A 15,555-nucleotide genomic window follows, 5' to 3' on the forward strand; every position below is an offset into this window, starting at 1 on the left:
GGATTACACAATGCTCAATCTTGCCCAACAATGCAAAAAAGACACGGCCATTGAATGGCCGTGTCTCTTGTCGTAAAGCTTACTCCGTCGTGTAAGGCAGCAAAGCCATTTGACGAGAGCGTTTGATCGCTACAGTCAACATACGTTGGTATTTTGCCTTCGTACCCGTCACACGGCGTGGCAAGATTTTGCCGCGCTCGCTGATGAATTTGCGAAGCAGATCCAGATCTTTGTAGTCGACGTGCGTAATTTTATTAACGGTGAAGTAGCAAACCTTCTTACGCTTGTTACGACCGCCACGGCGGAATTTGCGCGGCTCGCGTTGCTCTCCGCGATCGCCACCGCCAGTACGGCCGCCCTGCGCAGGGCGCTCTTCACGTGCTTGTGGTTGTGCTTGTTGTTCGCTCATTTGTTCTCCGTCCTTTCCAGTTAAAATGGCAGATCATCGTCCGATATGTCTATCGGTCGCCCGTCATCTGCGAAGGGGTCGCTGTTATTGCTGCGGTTGCCGGAGCTGCGATTGCCTCCGCCGTAGCCGCCGCTTGCGCTCGGAGCGCTGCCCATACCTTCTTCTCTTCCTTGTCCGCCACCCTCGCGGTTAGGCGATTCAAGGAATCGAACATTATCGGCAATGACTTCCGTCACATAAACGCGCCGACCTTCGTTATTCTCGTAGTTGCGAACTTGAATCCGGCCCTCTACAGCAGCCAAACGGCCTTTGCGAAGGTAATTGGCACACGTCTCGGCCAACTGCCTCCAAGTTACAATCGGGATAAAATCCGCTTCGCGTTCCTCCCGGTTGCCCGAGAACGAGCGGTCTACCGCCAGTGTAAATTGGGTTACGGCAACGCCTTGTGGCGTATAGCGCAATTCGGGATCCTTGGTCAGGCGTCCTATGAGAATCACTCGGTTCAGCATCGCGGTTTCCCTCCACTAAAACATGACATTATAAGGCTTGCGGCGGTTATCCGCCCGGTGCAGTGCGGTTATTACGCGGTTTGTTCTCTGACGACGATATGACGGATAATCTCATCCGTAATCTTCAGAACGCGCTCAAGCTCCGTTACAACTGCTGGCGAGCTTGTGAAATGAACCAACACATACGTCCCTTCGCGGTGCTTGTTGATCTCGTAAGCCAAACGACGTTTACCCATAACGTCATGCTTTACGATCTCTCCGCCGTTGCCGATGATGCCCTGGAATTTCTCCGTGACAGCTTGAACGGTTTCTTGATCCACGTCCGGACGGATGATGTACATCAACTCATAGTTGCGCATCTTCCGTTCACCTCCTTAAGGTCTTTGGCCTCCCACTTGGTATACCGATAGCTTGGCTAACGGCTGGGAAGCAAGGAGTATGCAATATATAGCATACCTGAATACTTTATCATAACGGGCCGAATATCGCAAGGAATTTCGCGCTACACTAACCTCTGAGACAGGGGGTGAAGGCATTGGGTGAACAGACGCAATTCGAGCCTGGGCAGCGCGCCCCGAATGACGGGGAGTACATGGAGATCGGAGAAGACTCCTTCCATATGGGGGTTAACCATCCGCAGCATGTCTTTCTGCACAAAGGCGAGAAGTTCCCGGAAACATCGAATCATAACCGGAAATGGAAAAAGATTAAGCGGCAGCGATAATTTTTTGGATCGGTCGTGTATAGATCACGGAAGATCGGGACATTCTATATTTCGGCGACGGAAAACGAGAGGTGTGGTTCCGTTGGACGAGATCGGGCAACAACCGCAAGAGGCGTTCCTGTCGGAGTAGGGAAACGGAGGGTTGTGCTAAAAACACACATCTGTAACACATGGTGTTAGAGAATCCGGTAGACCGAAGCGCTGAATGAAATCAGCAACGAATGAGGTTACGAAGCTCCAAGCAACTCATTAAACGTCGCCCCAAAGAACCCCGCAAGGGGTTCTTTGTGCTATCGCCATTCGGCACTGTTAGTGGGATGGTCATCTGTAGTTTTTTTCGGAAAAAGGCAGGCGGCAACCCGCTCCCTTACGGCTTGTTCGCATATGCTGTCCCGGTAACGATTCCGCGAAAGGAAGGAGAATGGTAGCCATGACCCGTTTGCTTGATGCGCGAACGTCGCAGAACGCAAGCTTCGTGAACTCGGCGGTCGTCCCTCTCCGCTCCGGCGAATCCGCGCTGATGGGTATCGTCGGGTTGCGAGTTATAAACCCTACAGGAATCATCCGGGTGGACTTGTACGCCATCGCTACATTTTTCTCCGAACCCGGCGGCATCATCACCTACTTCATCACAATCCACAGAGGCCCGACGGAAGCGGACCCGTTGGTCTATTCGGGCGCCCAGTTCCAATATATCTCCTCTCGCTCCTCCGTCCAATCCGTCTTCGCCATCGCTTCTGACTTCGACGTCTCCGCTCCCGCGTCCGGACAACTGACGTATTCCGTTTATCTTCAGTCTACGGTCGATTCGATCAGGAGCGGTCCTGAGAGCTTCAACGCGGTTGCGTACTGCGACACCTAGATGCCCCCGGATCCGATCGCCAGATGGTTCAGAAGTTTCGTCTCGGGGTCGTCAAGCCGAAGACCGAGCTCGCTCTTTGATTCGCTCCAGCCGGTAGTTGATCGTGTCGTAGTGGACGAACACCTGCTCCGCCGTCTCCTTGGCTTTGCAATTGCATTCGAAGTAAAAGCCCCACATCTGAGATCGCCTGCCGCCCGGTCAGCATTCGTTTACCTGTCTGCTTATCCATGAAAAAACCTCCTACGCTTTATTTAACGTAGAAGGTTTGGATTCAGTTAGGCTAGTGCGCTAACGTATGTATTTCGGTATTGTTCCAACGTTGATGAAACGGGGGTTCGCGAGTAATGGCGGAGAGGGTGGGATTCGAACCCACGCACGCCTCGCGACGCCTAGATGATTTCGAGTCAACCCCCTTGGACCACTTGGGTACCTCTCCGCAGCAATAAATATCATATCACACTAAAGATTGTTTTGCAATAGCCTATATCTCGTCATTCTTCCGCTTCCGGCGGGGAGCTCTCGGCCGTCGATCTAAGCACCTTCTTCAGGCTCTTCTCGAACTTGGCGCGAGGCAGCAGGATGCTGTGCTTGCATTTGACGCATTTGATTCGAATGTCCATCCCCATGCGAATAATCTCCATCTCGTTCGCCCCGCATGGATGGGATTTCTTCATCATGACTACATCTCCAAGCTCAAACGTTTTACGCTCCATCTCGATCCCCCCACCTCGAATATCCATCGTTCTCGCACGTTCTAGGCGTTATCGCCCAATTTCGCCAGCTCCAGAGCTTTCTTCACTTCCGTATTGATTAATCGGGTAACCATATCCGTTGTGTTGGGCTTGCATCTGGCTGTGATCCTTATCGTCATTTGATTCATGGCCAGCGTCTGAATTCCCAGAACCTCTGGCATCCCTATCAGATTCCCGTCATTGAGTTGATTAAGAACGTTGCGCAGCAATGTCATCATGTCTTCTATTGTATTGTCATAAGCCGTTGTAATATCGACCACGGCCAGCAGGGGGCTGACCGAGAAGTTCGTGACTTCATTAATTGAACCGTTAGGAATAATATGGACCTCGCCCGTCCAATTGCGAATGCGCGTCCCGCGAAGCCCGATCATCTCGACCGTTCCCTTGTAAGAGCCCGTCTGGATGACGTCCCCTACGGCGAACTGATCCTCGAATATAATGAAGAATCCCGTAATGACATCCTTCACCAGGCTCTGCGCTCCAAAGCCGATTGCAAGACCGATCACTCCGGCGCCTGCCAGCAGCGGAGCTATCTGAATGTGGAACTCTCCCAGAATGAGTAGAATCGAGATGAAGTTAATCAAATAAGCGGATGCATTTTTGAGCAGGCGCCCCATCGTCTGCACGCGTCTTTTGCGAAGCTTAAGCCTTCTCGATTTTTTCTCATTCGTCACATGGTCTATAAAACGGTTGATGACGAGCAGAGCGAGACGGCTGACAAGATAGATAAGTACGATTCTGAGCAGCACCATGGACGCCGCAGTCCACATCTCCGTATCGCGCAGCAGCTCCCATATCCGATCTATGAACTGATTCCACAGATTGGCTTCACGCGGTGCCTGCTCTGCAGCAAAGAATAGGCGCATGGATCAAGTCTCCTTTGGCTCAATGAATCTGTTCGTAGCCTTCTGGCGATTTCTCGAATAATCCTCGTATTTCCACGTTTTCTGTAGCGATAATCTCCTGGACCTGGACTAGATCGGTTCGGGGAAATGCAATAGACAACGCGCAGCCTGCGGTGATTTCCTTGGGTGTAGGACATATGTCGATTTCGATCTCCGCGTATTCCAGCAGCATCTCGGCGCGCAGCGCTTGCTGCGTAGAATCGAAGGCTATCAAGAGCGTATCCAATCTGCCAACCTCCTGCCTTTCAATATACGGCAGCGAATCGTTCTGCGAACGCCCGCTGCCGTCCTTTTCCATCGCCGAGTATAAATACGCTAGTTCGTCCATATACTAGTAACATACTAGGGTAGGAGGCGAATCAGACGAATGAACGGCGCTTGGGAAAAGTATTCGAGACCTGCAGCGGAATCTGCAGCTCTCTCGTTAAAAATTCCTTTTAACGAACCAACCGTATTGCAGCGATTGTCCCAGCAGTTGGAAGACTATCTCGCCGCATTGTCGCCGGATCGCCGGATCGTGATTGTCTGCGTAGGCACTGACCGCTCTACGGGCGATTCGCTTGGACCGCTGGTCGGTACGGCTCTAGCCCGGGAATATAGCCCCCTGTTCGACCTTTACGGAACACTCGACGAACCGGTCCATGCCATGAACTTGGGCGATACGTTGCTTAAGATCATGAGAACGTCTCGTCAACCCTTTGTCATCGCCGTAGACGCGTGCCTGGGTCAAGTATCCAGCGTAGGCTGCATTCAGCTTGGCTCCGGCCCCGTCAAGCCGGGTGCAGGCGTTAATAAGGAGCTGCCTCCGGTCGGTGATATTCATATGACCGGAATAGTGAACGTCGGCGGTTTCATGGAATATTTCGTACTCCAGAATACTCGCTTAAACCTCGTCGTGAAGATGTCCGACATTATCGCGCAGAGTCTGCTGAAAGCCGTCCGTCAGGCGCGGGGGAGTTCGGTTATCCCTTTTGCATTGCCTGATTGATCGCGGTTTTTTCCTCAGGTGTCAGCATATAGGCGGATTGGCCTTTGTCGATGGGCTTAGCGTACAGGAACATTTGCTCACGACCGTGAATACCGGTAATGACGACGCCATCCTGCTCGTCGTTAACGAATGCAACAGAGAAGCTTAGATCGCTCCCCGAATCGGAGAAAGCATTAAAACGATGGACGCCCACCCGTCCCTTTAGCGACGAAAGGCGTTTTTCGTGTTGCTCCATCGTTTGGCCTTGAGCGGCTTGTCTATGATCCACGGCGGAGAGGCGCTCATGAATGACGCGCATCACCTCTTCCATGTTCGGCACGCCGGTTTCCCCAACGAGATTACGATGAGCGGCTTTCATTTTCCGCAGCCTGGACGATAGTACGCCAAGCCAGATGAATAGCACCAACAGCAGCACCAGGGTGCCTCCCGCAACCATCATTGCGATTTGATCGTTCCAGCCTTCCATTATTGCATTCTCCCCCATTATCTCTTCCCATTATGCGAAGTTTCCATTTCTCAGCCTTCCGACTATTTCTCCCACGGCGTCTATCATAGATACGATTTCCGATTTTTTCGTAAAATATCCGGGGCTTGCTCTTACTGCGCCGGATGCATAGGTACCTGCGGTTTCATGACCCAAAGGGGTACAATGAAAACCAGCCCTTACGGCTATGCCAAACTGCTGGTCCAGCAGGAAAGCCATTTCGGACGGGTCAACCCCCTCGACGACAAAAGAGACGATGGCCGTTCTCTCTACGCCGATCTCCGGCCCCAGCAGCGTTATTCCGTTGATGCGCTGCAAGCCTTCCATTAACTCAAAGGTAAGCTGAAGCTCTTTTTCGCGAATCGCATCGGGAGTTTCCTTAAGAATATATTGCACGCCTTCGCTCAGCCCGGCAATGCCCGCTGTATTTTGCGTGCCTGCCTCATACCGATCCGGCCGCACTCTCGGTTGCTCCGGGGCTTCAGACTTGCTCCCGGTGCCTCCATGCATGAGAGGCTCTAATTCCAGGTTCGGATGAATGTATAGCCCTCCCGTGCCTTGCGGCCCCATCAGGCCTTTATGGCCGGGAAATGCCAGCATATCGATCCCCATCTGTGCGACATCAAGAGGAAGCACGCCTGCGCTTTGAGCCGCATCGACCAGAAGCTTTATTCCCCTCCTGCGAGCGATTTCTCCGATTTCGCCAATCGGTGCGATTGACCCAAACAGATTAGAGCTGTGCGAAACGACAATAAGCTTTGTCTTGGCGCAAATGGCCGCTTCGAGTGCCTTGACGTTCAACACTCCCTGTGCGTCCGAAGACACGAAGGTCGCATCAATTCCGAACCTGCGCTTCATTGCCTCGATCGGCCTTCTAACCGAATTATGCTCTAAGGTCGTCGTAACGACATGATCTCCCGGCTCAAGCAGGCCTTGAATGGCAAGATTCAACGCATGCGTCGTATTCAATGCATACGCAATGTCGTTGGGATTCCCCACGCGGAACAGCTTTGCCAGCCGCTTGCGGCCCTCGAACAGCACCCTGCTTGCTTTAACGGCCATACGATGGCCGCCTCTGCCGGGATTCGCCGCGCTTTCTCTCAAGCTCTGTTCTATCGCCTCAATTACGCCCGGAGCTTTCGGCCAGCTCGTCGCGGCATTATCTAAGTATATCGTCGGTTTCGTATCGTCCATGGCTCTCACCGTCCTAATACAACAATAGCACACCTTAGTTTAATCCTTCCGTAGAAAGATTACAACTCGGGCATGCTACCGATTGATGACCTATTAGGACAAAGCCTTCAGGAGCTCCAACAGTCGCTCCAGATCGTTCTTACCGAAGTACGAGAGCTCGATCTTTCCTTTATCCTTGTTTGGTTTTATCCGCACAGTCGTCTGGAATTGCTCGCGCAGCTTTCCTTCGAGCTCCTCGATATAAGGGTCGCGTTTCTTCGTTTTCGACTTGGCCTTATCGCTCGATTTGGAATCCGGCTTTTGCTGCACCGCGTCTTCCAGCTCGCGTACGCTCCATTCGTTCGCCACCGTTTCCTTGGCCAGCTGGCGCTTCGCGGCATCGTCCTTAATGCCGGCCAATGCTCGGGCATGTCCCATCGACAATGTTCCACGTGAAACATAATCTTTGATTTCTTCCGGCAAGGATAGCAGCCGCAGGAAGTTCGCGATATGAGATCGGGACTTCCCGACTTTAAGCGACAGTTCCTCTTGCGTCATATTGAACTGATTCATGATTGCCTGATAAGCAACGGCCACCTCTATAGAGTTCAGGTCCTCCCGCTGCACGTTCTCGATCAGAGCGATTTCCATTACCTGCTGATCGCTGTACGTCCGCGCGACGGCCGGAATCGTAGCGTTCCCGAGCAGCTGGGAAGCTCTAAAGCGTCTCTCCCCCGCAATAATCTCATAGCCCTTTAAGGCTTGTCTCACGACGATCGGCTGGATCACGCCGTGCTCGCGAATGGACTCAGCCAGTTCCTTGATCGCTTCTTCATCGAACGTTTTGCGAGGCTGGTAAGGGTTCGCTCGCAACTGGGATAACGGAATTTCAACGACCTTATCGTCTTCTTTAATAGAAAGAGAAGTAATTAACGCGTCCAGTCCTTTACCTAGCCGCTTGCTCATAGGAGATCACTTCCTTTGCCAACTCAAGATACACTTCCGCACCCTTGGACTTAGGATCGTAGGTAATAATCGATTGTCCGTGCGAAGGCGCTTCGCTCAGCCGGACATTGCGAGGAATAACCGTCTGATAGACTTTCTGCTGAAAATACTTTTTGACCTCTTCGATAACTTGAATCCCGAGATTCGTTCTGGCATCGAACATCGTCAGCAAGACGCCTTCAATCTGCAAATTCGTATTCAGATGCTTTTGCACAAGCCGAATAGAGTTAAGCAGCTGGCTCAACCCTTCCAAGGCGTAGTATTCGCATTGAATAGGAATCAACACGGAATCCGCCGCCGTCAAGGAGTTGATCGTCAAAATGCCTAGCGAAGGCGGACAATCGATCAGCACGTAATCAAACTCTTTGCGCACTAACGCCAGAGCCTTCTTCAACCGAATCTCGCGAGACATTGTTGGGACAAGCTCGATCTCCGCTCCTGCCAGTTGGATCGTGGCCGGAATGATCTTCAAATCCGGAATTTCCGTATCGGCAATCGCTTGCTTCGGGTGAACCTCATTAATTAAAACGTCGTAGATGCAATAATTCACATCCGCTTTATTGATCCCGATTCCGCTCGTCGTATTGCCTTGGGGATCAATATCTACGATCAGCACTTTTTTGCCTAGCGAAGCCAGGCAGGCGCCCAGATTCACCGATGTCGTCGTCTTGCCAACCCCACCCTTCTGATTGGCAATCGCAATTATTTTAGACAAGCTAGTTCACCTCTTGTTTATGACCGCTAACGAAACAAAATGCGGCCCATCTCTAACGCTCACCGTATATCGACCATAGGCAAGCATTGCATTATCGAGCATGGGTATCCGCATTCAACTAACGCTTTGGTATTCGGATAATGATCTCGTAATGGTCTTCGCAATCCTTCTCGTCCGCTTTAATTGGAATACCCGATCCATTAACCATGTCCACGGATTGACGAATCGTATTGAGTGCAAGCCGGACATCCTTGGAGAACGAGAACCGCTTCGTCCTCTTCGGTTTGATCGCCTCCAGATAGAATGCGATCCGAGTTTCCGTCTGTTTGACGTTAAGCTCTTTCTCTATAATCTCTTTCAATAGCTTGTTTTGCATTTCTTCATCCGGCAACGCCAACAGCGCACGCCCATGCCGTTCGGTAATCTTCCGCTCCAGCAGCGCCTGCCTGACGGTATCGCCTAATTGAAGCAACCGAATCTTGTTCGCGATCGTAGATTGGCTTTTCCCTAACCGCTGAGCAAGACTTTCCTGGGTCAACTGGTGGAGATCAATCAGCTTTTGATACGCAATCGCTTCCTCCAGTGCCGTGAGCCCTTCACGCTGAAGGTTCTCTATTAACGCTACGGAAGCCGCTTGAGAATCATTAATTTCGCGAATGATCGCAGGAATCGTATCCATTCCCAGCTTCGTTACCGCGCGCCATCTGCGCTCCCCGGCAATGATTTCGTATTTCCCGTTGCGCACCCTTACAACAATAGGCTGAATAACCCCGTGTGTCTTGATGGTCTGACAAAGCTCATCAATCCGTTCGTCATCAAAGACAGAACGCGGCTGATACGGGCTGGGAACGATATCTTGAATGGGAATTTGCTTTACTTCTTCTTGATTGCTGCGGTCTGACAGACCCAGCAAGCGTGAAAATTGCTCTTTCATTTCTCTCGGATCACCACATTAAGTAAGATAGGGCGGATAAGTTCGTGTCCATAGCGACGAAAAAGCGCCGCCAATTCGCGCCATGCGGCACATCTGCGGCACACTAATCTGTTACTATAATTTATTCGCTATCGAGGTCCATTTTCCTGCTGCTGAAAAAACTTTCACGCCTATGTACGCAGAACGATCAAGCCGACCGCGCAGCTCCACGGTGATCCAGTAAGCCCCTATCCGCTCGCAGCTTCTCACACTCTTAGAATAGCATGTTTGTCTGACCTCAGTAAACGTAAAAATGTTCCACGTGAAACAAATCCCCTCTCAAGCAGGATTATTGTTTCACGTGGAACATTTCGATGACGATATTGCGCTTGTTTCTATGTTTTCAACAATGGCGTCTTGAGCGGAATTCCCGCTTTACGCGGGTACAGCGCTGGTGTCGGAGCTTTCTTCTCGCAGATGATCAGATGTCGATCCGAGCCTTCGGCGGGAAGCGTAAGGTGCTTCACGTCCACCAACCGCCCATTCAGCTTCATCAAGCTATAACGTCCTTCTTCCAGTTCGGCCGTAATATCTGTTCCCTTCATTGCCGCGAATAGGCCTCCCGTACGCACGAAAGGTAAACAAAACTCATTCAGTACAGCCAGACGCGCGACAGCTCTTGCAGTTACAATGTCGTAGCTGTCTCGATGACTTTCGCTGCGCGCCGCATCCTCCGCACGGCTATGCAGACAAGTAACCTCTGTTAATTGCAGTCGTGAAACAACCTCTTCCAGGAAACGAATTCGCTTCGCCAAGGAGTCTACAATCGTAATGCGCAAATGCGGGTAGACGATCGCGAGCGGAATTGAGGGGAATCCGGCGCCCGATCCAATGTCCACAAGAGAACGATGCATGTCGAAGGTGATGGCATTCGCAAGCGTCAAGGAATCATAGAAATGCTTCTCGTATACCGCTTCCCTCTCCGTAATTCCCGTCAGATTCATCTTCTCATTCCACTCCACCAGCAAGGAGTAGTATAAGTTGAATTGTTCAAGCTGCTTCTCGGTCAATCGGATGCCGAGCGGCTCCAGACGATGCTGGAATAGTTGCTCTACTTGATCCATCATGAGTTGTGCGCCGCCGCAGTTACCCGATTATAATGTTCAAGATGAACGAGCAGAATGGACAGATCAGCTGGGGTTACGCCGGCTATGCGGGAAGCTTGGCCGAGCGATAGAGGTCGAATTTTGCCGAGCTTTTGTTTGGCTTCCGTCGCCAAACCGTGAATGATGTCATAATCGATGTTGTCGGGAATTCGTTTTTTCTCCATCTTCTCCATACGTTCAACCTGAAGCTGCTGCTTCTCGATATATCCTGTATATTTCACTTGAATTTCCACTTGCTCTTTAACGTCCGCTGAAAGCTCGATTGGAGGTGGAGCAAGCTGTTCCAGGTGCATGTAAGTCACTTCCGGGCGACGCAGCAGCGTTAATCCGTCCACCGAATTTGTAATCGGGGCGGAATTGACTCCCGCAAGCATCGCTTGAACGGCTTCATCCGGCCGAAACTTCGTTGCCTTTAGTCGTGCGATCTCTGTCTCGACCTGGTCTTTCTTCTCCAGGAACTTCTCGTAACGGGCTTCCTTAATTAAGCCGATTTCGTAACCGAGCGGCGTTAGCCGAAGATCGGCGTTGTCATGTCGAAGCAACAATCGATATTCTGCACGAGAGGTCAGCAGTCGATACGGCTCATTCGTCCCTTTCGTCACCAGATCGTCAATCATGACGCCGATGTAGCCTTTGGAGCGATCGATAACGACAGGCTCCTCGCCCTTCGCTTTGCGGGCCGCATTAATCCCGGCCATAATGCCTTGACCAGCCGCTTCCTCATAACCGGAGGTGCCGTTAATCTGGCCAGCCGTGAATAAGTTCTGGACGACCTTCGTCTCCAGCGAAGGCCACAGCTGTGTCGGCACAACGGCATCGTATTCGATCGCATAGCCGGTACGCATCATTTCAACCTTTTCCAGACCCGGGATTGAACGCAAGATCCGCAGTTGAACATCCTCTGGCATACTCGTCGATAGACCTTGCACGTAATATTCCTTCGTATTGCGTCCTTCCGGCTCCAGGAAAATCTGATGCTTCGGCTTATCCGCGAAGCGAACGATCTTATCTTCGATCGACGGACAATAACGCGGACCCGTGCCTTCGATTAGACCGGAGAACATCGGCGCGCGATGCAGATTGTCGTTAATGATCTGATGAGTATCTTCCGAAGTATAAGTCAGCCAACACGGAAGCTGCTCCTGACTATGCGCCATATACTCCGTTTCATAGGAGAAATACTTAGGCTTGCTGTCTCCAGGTTGAATCTCCGTTTTGTCGAAATCGATGGAGTCCTGATGAACTCTTGGCGGCGTCCCCGTCTTGAAGCGCGCCAGCTGGAAGCCCAATCGCTTCAACGATTCCGACAGCTTGACTGCCGGCTGTTGATTGTTTGGTCCGCTCTCGTACATCAATTCGCCGAGAATCACTTTGCCGCGCAGGTAAGTGCCCGTCGTAAGAACGACCGTTTTGGCGCCGTACTGCGCTCCTGTTTTGGTAATGACCCCCACGCAAGCGCCGTCCTCCACGATCAAATCCTCTGCCAGGCCTTGACGCAAGGTCAAATTAGGCTGATTCTCGATCGTCTCCTTCATCGTGTGCTGATATAGAAATTTATCCGCCTGCGCCCTCAAGGCATGGACAGCTGGGCCTTTCCCCGTATTCAACATTCTCATCTGAATGAACGTCTTATCGATATTGCGCCCCATTTCTCCGCCGAGCGCATCGATCTCCCGCACAACGTGTCCCTTCGCCGGTCCGCCGACAGATGGATTGCATGGCATAAATGCCACCATATCCAGGTTGATTGTCAGCAGCAACGTCTCACAGCCCATTCGCGCGGCAGCCAATGCGGCCTCGCAGCCCGCATGCCCCGCGCCGATTACGATTACATCGTAATCTCCTGCATGATAAGTCATATGCTTCCCTCCTTGCTTTCCTTAGCTTATGTCATTTCCCCAAACAAAATTGGGAGAATATTTGATCCAGCAGCGAATCTCCGGCCGCATCCCCTAGGATTTGCCCCAGCGTCTCCCATGAAGAAGTAATATCGATCTGAATGAGATCGATCGGAACTCCCACATAAGTCGCTTCAATGGCATCCTCCAGCGATTGCCGGGTTTGATGCAGCAAGGCGATATGCCGGGCATTGCTCACATAGGTAATATCCCCGGATTCCACCGTACCGCTGAAAAACAGATTCGACACGGCCTTCTCCAATTGCTCGATGCCCTCGCCTTCCTTGGCTGACAAGTAGACGATGCGATCCTGTGCATAATCGCGTTCGATCTCGTCCATGACCAACTGAGCCGGAAGGTCGATCTTGTTTACGACAACAATGGTCGAACGATCCTTTAATTGCTGCAGCAGCTTCCTCTCATCCTCATGCAAGGCATCATGACGATTAAGCACAAGCAGGATCAGATCGGCATCGTTTAATGCGCCGTGGGATCTCTCCACCCCGATCTGCTCTACCCGATCAGTCGTCTCCCGAATTCCCGCTGTATCGAGAAGCCGCAGAGGAATTCCCGACAAGGAGACGGATTCTTCCACGATATCCCTCGTTGTGCCCGGAATATCCGTTACGATCGCTTTATTTTCGCGGGCCAGCGCATTAAGCAGGGAGGATTTTCCGGCATTCGGGCGACCGACGATCGCCGTCACAATCCCTTCCCTCAGTATCTTCCCTTCATTCGATTTGTGCAAGAGGTCGGTTACTTGGGCAAGAACCTCGCCGCACTGAGCTCGAATCAGCTCAGAAGTGACATCCTCGACATCGTGCTCGGGATAATCGATATTGACCTCCACATGAGCAATCAGCTCGATTAGCTGCTGCCTCAGCGGGATGATTCTTTTCGACACCGAGCCTTCCGCCTGTCTTCTTGCCACCTGGAAGGCCCGATCCGATTTCGAACGAATCAGGTCAATGACCGCTTCCGCTTGAGCCAGATCGATTCTGCCATTCAGGAAGGCCCGCTTGGTGAACTCGCCGGGCTCCGCCAGCCGAACGCCTTCTCTCAGCACGAGCTCCAATACGGATTTGACCGCCACAATGCCTCCATGCGTACTAATCTCCACAACATCCTCAGCCGTAAACGATCTCGGCCCTTTCATCACCGTAACTAACACTTCATCTAATATATGTCCGGATAGCGGATCTACGATCCGCCCATACTGGACGGTATGGGTCTCGGCCTCGCGCAAATCCTGCTTCGATTTGAATAACTTGGCAACGGCCTCGATCGAATCCGGTCCGCTCACTCTTACGACAGCGATACTGCCTTCCCCGAGCGCCGTGGCAATCGCCGCGATCGTATCCTCGTTCATGCTTATCCCTCTTTCCCGCGGGGTACCAAAAAGCGCAATGACCCCCCAACGTTGCGGAAGCCATTGCGCGGATCATTTTATTGCTTTGGTGCGATCACGATACGACGATTCGGCTCATCCCCTTGGCTGTAGGTCTTGATGTTGGGATTCGTCTGCAATCGCGCGTGTATGATTTTTCTTTCTTGCGCAGTCATCGGCTCAAGCACGATTTCCTTGCGCGTCCTGATAGCCTTCATAGCCATTCGTTCGGACAATGCCTCCAACGTCTGGCGGCGGCGCTCACGAAATTGCTCGGCATCGAGCACGATACGAAGATGATGGTCCGAGTGGCGATTAGCCACAATGTTCGTCAAATATTGAAGAGAATCCAATGTCTGCCCACGTCGACCGATTAGAATGCCCAGGTCCGAACCCGTTACGTTAATCCGTATTGCATCATTCTCGTCCATTCGTTCAACAGAAACGCTGAGCTCCATTGCTCCCGCTACGTCGCGAAGAAATTGTATCGCTTCCTCCACGCCATCCGGCAGCAACTCCAGCTCCACCTTCGCCTCTTTGGCTCCAATGAGCCCGAACAGTCCTTTGCTCGGCTGCTCCAATACCTTGACGTTCACGCGATCTTCCTTAACGCCCAGTTGGGCCAGGCCGCTGCGAACCGCATCTTCTATCGTTTTCCCCGATGCCAGGAGCTTTTTCATTTTGCGCGTGCCTCCTTACCTTTACCCTTTTTTGGTTTTGGTTGAGGAGCTTCTTCTTCTTCCTTTTTCTTAGACTTTCCGTACATAAAGTAATTCTGAACGATCGTGTAAATGTTGCTGTAGATCCAGTACAGCGGCAACGCAACCGGGAAGTTGATCGCCATGACGAAGATCATTACCGGGAAGATGTACATGAGCCCCTTCATCGGACCGACCATCGTCTGCTGCTGGGCCATCATCATCGATTGAATGAAAGTCGTCAATGCAGCCACGATCGGAATGACATAGTAGTACCATTGTCCATCCGACGGCGCCGTTCCGAGCTGCAGCCCCAGGAAGGAATGATCCCGGATCTCGACGTTCTTGTAGATCGAGTTATACAGGGCGATGAAGATCGGCATCTGCACAATCAACGGCAAGCAGCCGGCGAGCGGGTTGACTTGATTGGTTTGATACAGCCTCATCATTTCTTCTTGCTGCTTCTTCGGATCATCCTTGAACTTCTCGCGGATTTTTTTCATTTCCGGTTGAAGGGCTTGCATGGCTTTCGTATTCTTGTATTGTTTTATCATTAGAGGAAGGATGATCGTCCTTACAATAATGGTAAGCAATAAAATGGACAAACCATATTCGCCGCCGAACCATTCCGCAAACTTGTCCAACATGAGCGAGAACCAGTAAACGACGTTTCGAGTCCACCAGGAACCGCTGTCCGCCATTTGTGAAGTAGGTATTGCCTCAGTCGCCGGCGTACAACCAGCGAGCAGCGCCATCAGCGAAATACCGCCGAGAACGATCCACCATTTGCGATTTCGCAACAAAACTAAAAACTCCCCTCTTAATCGCCCGGCATGCCGTAAGTTGAACTTCTTGTTTGAATCCGATTACAGCCAGTCCACAGCTTCAACTATTCAGTTCCACTATACCATATTAAAGAAGACAAAGAAAAGCCGAGGCTTGCTTGCAACCCCCGCTTTCCTGTTCC

At 51.7% G+C, this 15,555-nt stretch carries 20 protein-coding genes and 1 tRNA gene; 3 read left to right on the forward strand and 18 right to left on the reverse strand.

All coding sequences use genetic code 11. From position 1 onward, the window contains the following. Positions 1-79 precede the first annotated feature (79 nt). The 3 genes from rpsR to rpsF form a co-directional block, all read right to left on the reverse strand. Positions 80-409 (reverse strand): 30S ribosomal protein S18, encoded by a 330-nt coding sequence (rpsR, locus tag ACFO1S_RS01215; protein WP_204605699.1) that lies wholly within the window; start codon positions 407-409, stop codon positions 80-82. 20 nt (positions 410-429) lie between these two features. Beyond that, a complete protein-coding gene (gene ssb / locus ACFO1S_RS01220) occupies positions 430-918 on the reverse strand; it encodes a single-stranded DNA-binding protein (protein ID WP_204605698.1) in 489 nt (162 codons plus the stop codon). 71 nt (positions 919-989) lie between these two features. Further along, the gene (gene rpsF, locus ACFO1S_RS01225; RefSeq protein ID WP_204605697.1) at positions 990-1,277 is read right to left on the reverse strand and encodes a 30S ribosomal protein S6; all 288 of its coding nucleotides are present in this window, start codon (positions 1,275-1,277) and stop codon (positions 990-992) included. A 176-nt stretch (positions 1,278-1,453) separates the two neighbouring features. Between rpsF and ACFO1S_RS01230 the strand changes: the two genes are divergently transcribed. Together ACFO1S_RS01230 and ACFO1S_RS01235 are read left to right on the forward strand one after the other, a co-directional pair. Continuing rightward, positions 1,454-1,642 (forward strand): YjzC family protein, encoded by a 189-nt coding sequence (locus ACFO1S_RS01230; protein ID WP_204605696.1) that lies wholly within the window; start codon positions 1,454-1,456, stop codon positions 1,640-1,642. 430 nt (positions 1,643-2,072) lie between these two features. Continuing rightward, positions 2,073-2,504, forward strand: a complete 432-nt coding sequence (locus tag ACFO1S_RS01235; protein WP_204605695.1) for a hypothetical protein — start codon at positions 2,073-2,075, stop codon at positions 2,502-2,504. A 51-nt stretch (positions 2,505-2,555) separates the two neighbouring features. Here ACFO1S_RS01235 and ACFO1S_RS01240 read toward each other — a convergent pair whose 3' ends face one another. The 5 genes from ACFO1S_RS01240 to ACFO1S_RS01260 all read right to left on the reverse strand — a co-directional run bounded on the left by ACFO1S_RS01240 (position 2,556) and on the right by ACFO1S_RS01260 (position 4,387). Further along, entirely contained in the window at positions 2,556-2,681 is a 126-nt protein-coding gene (locus tag ACFO1S_RS01240; RefSeq protein WP_204605694.1) for a helix-turn-helix domain-containing protein, read from the reverse strand. A gap of 168 nt (positions 2,682-2,849) precedes the next feature. After that, positions 2,850-2,940, reverse strand: a tRNA-Ser gene (locus tag ACFO1S_RS01245). A 55-nt stretch (positions 2,941-2,995) separates the two neighbouring features. Next, positions 2,996-3,217, reverse strand: coding sequence for a DUF951 domain-containing protein (locus ACFO1S_RS01250; RefSeq protein ID WP_204605693.1), 222 nt, complete (start codon positions 3,215-3,217; stop codon positions 2,996-2,998). A 41-nt stretch (positions 3,218-3,258) separates the two neighbouring features. After that, positions 3,259-4,122, reverse strand: coding sequence for a mechanosensitive ion channel family protein (locus ACFO1S_RS01255; protein WP_204605692.1), 864 nt, complete (start codon positions 4,120-4,122; stop codon positions 3,259-3,261). Between the two features lie 19 nt (positions 4,123-4,141). Next, entirely contained in the window at positions 4,142-4,387 is a 246-nt protein-coding gene (locus ACFO1S_RS01260) for a putative Se/S carrier protein (protein WP_378126073.1), read from the reverse strand. Between the two features lie 141 nt (positions 4,388-4,528). On the opposite strand from ACFO1S_RS01260, the gene yyaC reads away from it, so the two are divergent. Next, on the forward strand, positions 4,529-5,149 hold the full coding sequence (yyaC, locus tag ACFO1S_RS01265; RefSeq protein WP_204605691.1) for a spore protease YyaC: 621 nt from the start codon (positions 4,529-4,531) through the stop codon (positions 5,147-5,149). Here yyaC and ACFO1S_RS01270 read toward each other — a convergent pair. From ACFO1S_RS01270 to ACFO1S_RS01315, 10 genes are all read right to left on the reverse strand, one after another. After that, the gene (locus ACFO1S_RS01270) at positions 5,124-5,615 is read right to left on the reverse strand and encodes a DUF4446 family protein (protein WP_204605690.1); all 492 of its coding nucleotides are present in this window, start codon (positions 5,613-5,615) and stop codon (positions 5,124-5,126) included. The two genes, yyaC and ACFO1S_RS01270, sit on opposite strands and share 26 nt — an antisense overlap. A 30-nt stretch (positions 5,616-5,645) precedes the next feature. Further along, on the reverse strand, positions 5,646-6,827 hold the full coding sequence (locus ACFO1S_RS01275) for an aminotransferase class V-fold PLP-dependent enzyme (protein ID WP_204605689.1): 1,182 nt from the start codon (positions 6,825-6,827) through the stop codon (positions 5,646-5,648). Between the two features lie 93 nt (positions 6,828-6,920). Beyond that, a complete protein-coding gene (locus tag ACFO1S_RS01280) occupies positions 6,921-7,772 on the reverse strand; it encodes a ParB/RepB/Spo0J family partition protein (RefSeq protein WP_204605688.1) in 852 nt (283 codons plus the stop codon). Next, positions 7,753-8,526 carry a ParA family protein gene (locus ACFO1S_RS01285; protein WP_204605687.1) on the reverse strand — a complete coding sequence of 258 codons (774 nt, stop codon included), beginning with the start codon at positions 8,524-8,526 and terminating at the stop codon, positions 7,753-7,755. The genes ACFO1S_RS01280 and ACFO1S_RS01285 overlap by 20 nt, the downstream gene beginning before the upstream one ends. A gap of 118 nt (positions 8,527-8,644) precedes the next feature. Continuing rightward, positions 8,645-9,460 carry a nucleoid occlusion protein gene (noc, locus tag ACFO1S_RS01290; protein WP_204605686.1) on the reverse strand — a complete coding sequence of 272 codons (816 nt, stop codon included), beginning with the start codon at positions 9,458-9,460 and terminating at the stop codon, positions 8,645-8,647. Positions 9,461-9,834: 374 nt separating this feature from the next. Then, the gene (gene rsmG / locus ACFO1S_RS01295; RefSeq protein WP_204605744.1) at positions 9,835-10,563 is read right to left on the reverse strand and encodes a 16S rRNA (guanine(527)-N(7))-methyltransferase RsmG; all 729 of its coding nucleotides are present in this window, start codon (positions 10,561-10,563) and stop codon (positions 9,835-9,837) included. Continuing rightward, positions 10,563-12,464, reverse strand: a complete 1,902-nt coding sequence (mnmG, locus tag ACFO1S_RS01300) for a tRNA uridine-5-carboxymethylaminomethyl(34) synthesis enzyme MnmG (protein WP_204605685.1) — start codon at positions 12,462-12,464, stop codon at positions 10,563-10,565. Before mnmG ends, rsmG begins: the two co-directional genes overlap by 1 nt. A 31-nt stretch (positions 12,465-12,495) precedes the next feature. Then, entirely contained in the window at positions 12,496-13,872 is a 1,377-nt protein-coding gene (gene mnmE / locus ACFO1S_RS01305) for a tRNA uridine-5-carboxymethylaminomethyl(34) synthesis GTPase MnmE (RefSeq protein WP_204605684.1), read from the reverse strand. Positions 13,873-13,949: 77 nt separating this feature from the next. Further along, positions 13,950-14,570, reverse strand: a complete 621-nt coding sequence (jag, locus tag ACFO1S_RS01310) for an RNA-binding cell elongation regulator Jag/EloR (protein WP_204605683.1) — start codon at positions 14,568-14,570, stop codon at positions 13,950-13,952. Further along, positions 14,567-15,388 (reverse strand): YidC/Oxa1 family membrane protein insertase, encoded by an 822-nt coding sequence (locus ACFO1S_RS01315; RefSeq protein ID WP_378126075.1) that lies wholly within the window; start codon positions 15,386-15,388, stop codon positions 14,567-14,569. Before ACFO1S_RS01315 ends, jag begins: the two co-directional genes overlap by 4 nt. Positions 15,389-15,555 lie beyond the last annotated feature (167 nt).

The organism is Cohnella boryungensis, assembly GCF_042651945.1.
GTDB classification, from domain to species: domain Bacteria; phylum Bacillota; class Bacilli; order Paenibacillales; family Paenibacillaceae; genus Cohnella; species Cohnella boryungensis.

Excerpts from the sequence above, each read along its gene's own strand:
- rpsR (WP_204605699.1), bottom strand. The coding sequence starts at position 409 with ATGAGCGAACAACAAGCACAACCACAAGCACGTGAAGAGCGCCCTGCG.
- ssb (WP_204605698.1), bottom strand. The coding sequence starts at position 918 with ATGCTGAACCGAGTGATTCTCATAGGACGCCTGACCAAGGATCCCGAA.
- rpsF (WP_204605697.1), bottom strand. The coding sequence starts at position 1,277 with ATGCGCAACTATGAGTTGATGTACATCATCCGTCCGGACGTGGATCAA.
- ACFO1S_RS01235 (WP_204605695.1), top strand. The coding sequence starts at position 2,073 with ATGACCCGTTTGCTTGATGCGCGAACGTCGCAGAACGCAAGCTTCGTG.
- ACFO1S_RS01240 (WP_204605694.1), bottom strand. The coding sequence starts at position 2,681 with ATGTGGGGCTTTTACTTCGAATGCAATTGCAAAGCCAAGGAGACGGCG.
- ACFO1S_RS01250 (WP_204605693.1), bottom strand. The coding sequence starts at position 3,217 with ATGGAGCGTAAAACGTTTGAGCTTGGAGATGTAGTCATGATGAAGAAA.
- ACFO1S_RS01255 (WP_204605692.1), bottom strand. The coding sequence starts at position 4,122 with ATGCGCCTATTCTTTGCTGCAGAGCAGGCACCGCGTGAAGCCAATCTG.
- yyaC (WP_204605691.1), top strand. The coding sequence starts at position 4,529 with ATGAACGGCGCTTGGGAAAAGTATTCGAGACCTGCAGCGGAATCTGCA.
- ACFO1S_RS01270 (WP_204605690.1), bottom strand. The coding sequence starts at position 5,615 with ATGGAAGGCTGGAACGATCAAATCGCAATGATGGTTGCGGGAGGCACC.
- ACFO1S_RS01275 (WP_204605689.1), bottom strand. The coding sequence starts at position 6,827 with ATGGACGATACGAAACCGACGATATACTTAGATAATGCCGCGACGAGC.
- ACFO1S_RS01280 (WP_204605688.1), bottom strand. The coding sequence starts at position 7,772 with ATGAGCAAGCGGCTAGGTAAAGGACTGGACGCGTTAATTACTTCTCTT.
- noc (WP_204605686.1), bottom strand. The coding sequence starts at position 9,460 with ATGAAAGAGCAATTTTCACGCTTGCTGGGTCTGTCAGACCGCAGCAAT.
- rsmG (WP_204605744.1), bottom strand. The coding sequence starts at position 10,563 with ATGGATCAAGTAGAGCAACTATTCCAGCATCGTCTGGAGCCGCTCGGC.
- mnmG (WP_204605685.1), bottom strand. The coding sequence starts at position 12,464 with ATGACTTATCATGCAGGAGATTACGATGTAATCGTAATCGGCGCGGGG.
- mnmE (WP_204605684.1), bottom strand. The coding sequence starts at position 13,872 with ATGAACGAGGATACGATCGCGGCGATTGCCACGGCGCTCGGGGAAGGC.
- jag (WP_204605683.1), bottom strand. The coding sequence starts at position 14,570 with ATGAAAAAGCTCCTGGCATCGGGGAAAACGATAGAAGATGCGGTTCGC.